This is a genomic window from Micromonospora sp. NPDC049799 (assembly GCF_040656655.1).
GTDB lineage: Bacteria > Actinomycetota > Actinomycetes > Mycobacteriales > Micromonosporaceae > Micromonospora.
On sequence record NZ_JBFAMU010000658.1, the window covers coordinates 1 to 2,325 of the forward strand.

3 protein-coding genes and 1 pseudogene are annotated in these 2,325 nt (G+C 71.4%); all 4 read left to right on the plus strand.

Annotated elements, in window-relative coordinates; translation table 11 throughout:
• The first annotated feature begins 110 nt into the window (after positions 1-110).
• Positions 111-584 (plus strand): PH domain-containing protein, encoded by a 474-nt coding sequence (locus AB0I76_RS27855; RefSeq protein ID WP_357041493.1) that lies wholly within the window; start codon positions 111-113, stop codon positions 582-584.
• 340 nt (positions 585-924) lie between these two features.
• Complete coding sequence (infC, locus tag AB0I76_RS27860) at positions 925-1,575, plus strand: translation initiation factor IF-3 (RefSeq protein ID WP_357041496.1); 651 nt, start codon at positions 925-927, stop codon at positions 1,573-1,575.
• Between the two features lie 19 nt (positions 1,576-1,594).
• Entirely contained in the window at positions 1,595-1,789 is a 195-nt protein-coding gene (rpmI, locus tag AB0I76_RS27865) for a 50S ribosomal protein L35 (RefSeq protein ID WP_007458415.1), read from the plus strand.
• Positions 1,790-1,821: 32 nt separating this feature from the next.
• Positions 1,822-2,178, plus strand: a pseudogene (gene rplT, locus AB0I76_RS27870) (50S ribosomal protein L20); the annotation flags it as partial.
• Positions 2,179-2,325 lie beyond the last annotated feature (147 nt).

The following is a 2,325-nucleotide window of genomic DNA, read 5'->3' on the forward strand; positions in this document are numbered from 1 at the left end:
GGATCGCCGGCAGCGGCAACGGGGCGTCGGAGGCGACGATGAGGAAGTTCGCGCCGCCCTCCCCGGCCAGCGCGGCCGGCGGGGCGATCAGCGCGTGGCAGACTGGTGGGGTGAGTGAAACCGAGTCGGTCCGCCTCCGTCCCCGTCGGATCCGGGTGGTCTGCTGGGCCGCCGCGATCGCGTTGGTGGTGGTGTTCAGCCTGGTGGCCACCTCGCTGAGCGGCGCCACGGGTGACGGCTACGGCACCTTCCAGCGCGGCGACCAGTTCGCCATGATCGGTCTCGGCGTCTTCGGCGCCCTGGGCTTCCTGCTCTTCACCCGCCCCCGGGTCGAGGCCGACGCGCGTGGCGTGCGGGTGCGCAACGTCGTCGGATCGTACGACCTGCCCTGGGAGGTCGTCCGGAGCGTCCGCTTCGACCGGGGCGCGCCCTGGGCGAGCCTGGAGCTGCACGACGACGACCTGCTGCCGATGGTGGCCCTCCAGGCCGCCGACAAGGAGCTGGCGGTCGACGGGGTGCGCGCGTTGCGCCGGCTGCACCAGGCCCACCAGGCCCGCCTCGCCGAGGGTGCCACCGGCCGCTGACCGTGCGCCGGGACGCGCCCACCGTGCCCGGTGTGGGACGGCCGAGGACGAGGGTGTAGTGTTACTGAGTCGACCAGGCTGTCTCCGCACGCGAGCAGACAGCCATGAAAGAGGAGCTCCCGCTCCCACCCGAGTCGCCGCCACGGTGGCCGGGTCCGGTCACCGGTTCCGGGCACGTCCCGGTCCCGGATGCGCGATCATGTGATCGTGCCGACCGGTCGAGCGGGCCCTGGCATACGCCGGGGCCCTCTGCTTTCCGGGTCGGTTCCCATCCGGGGACCGCGGGGTCGGCCACGCAGCAGATCCGACTCGAGGAGGCCCCATCAGCGTCGAACCACGCGTGAACGAGCAGATCCGGGCACGTGAGGTCCGACTGGTCGGCCCTGAGGGTGAGCAGGTGGGCATCGTCCCGCTGGAGCGCGCCCTGCAGCTGGCCGCGGACGTCGACCTGGACCTGGTCGAGGTTGCGCCGATGGCGCGCCCGCCGGTGTGCAAGCTCATGGACTTCGGCAAGTTCAAGTACGAGAGCGCACTGAAGGCGCGCGAAGCGCGGCGTAACCAGCAGCAGACCGTCATCAAGGAGATGAAGCTCCGGCCCAAGATCGACCCGCACGACTACGAGACCAAGAAGGGTCACGTGGTGCGGTTCCTCAAGGCCGGGGACAAGGTCAAGGTGACGATCATGTTCCGCGGTCGCGAGCAGAGCCGCCCGGAGCTGGGCTACCGGCTCCTGCGCCGGCTCGAGTCGGAGATCACGGAGCTGGGATACGTCGAGGCCGCTCCGAAGCAGGACGGCCGGAACATGATCATGGTTCTCGCGCCGCACCGGGCCGTCAAGGCCTCCGCGGTCGCCGCGACGGCGTCCCGCGGTGGACCCCGTGACCGGACCGCGGACGAGTCCGCCGCTCCGGAAGCCGGGGAGACCGCGGCAGCCGGCGAGACCGCAGCAGCCGGTGACACCGGCACCGTCGCCGGCACCGGCGGCGAGTAACAGGGGAGAGACGTTCCACATGCCGAAGATGAAGTCGCACACGGGTATGGGCAAGCGGGTCAAGGTGACCGGCAAGGGCAAGATCGTTGCCCAGCAGGCCGGGCTTCGCCACAACCTGGAGAAGAAGCCCTCCACCCAGACCCGGCGCCTGACCGGCACGGTCGTGCTGGCCAAGGCCGACGTCAAGCGCATCAAGAAGCTGCTCGGCCGCTGACGCGCGCCACCTTTACGTAAGAAGGAGTTGAGATGGCACGCGTCAAGCGGGCTGTGAACGCCCAGAAGAAGCGTCGTACCCTGCTGGAGACCGCGAGCGGCTACCGCGGTCAGCGCTCCCGCCTGTACCGCAAGGCCAAGGAGCAGGTGCTGCACTCGATGCAGTACGCGTACCGGGACCGTCGTGACCGCAAGGGCGACTTCCGGCAGCTGTGGATCCAGCGGATCAACGCGGGCGCCCGGGCCAACGGGATGACCTACAACCGGCTGATCCAGGGCCTGCGCCTGGCCGGTATCGAGGTCGACCGCAAGATCCTGGCCGACATGGCCGTCAACGACGCCGCCGCCTTCGCGGCGATCGTCGAGCTGGCCCGGGCCGCGGTCGCGGCCGAGGGCACCGGTGGCGCGGGGGCCCCCGCCCGCCGTAAACCCCCCCCAAAACCCCCCCGCCGCCCCCCCCCACCCCCCCGACCCCCCCACCAACCCCCCCCCCGGCCCCCCCGCCCCCACCCCCACCGACACCCCCCCCCCCCACCC

Excerpts from the sequence above, each read along its gene's own strand:
- rpmI (WP_007458415.1), top strand. The coding sequence starts at position 1,595 with ATGCCGAAGATGAAGTCGCACACGGGTATGGGCAAGCGGGTCAAGGTG.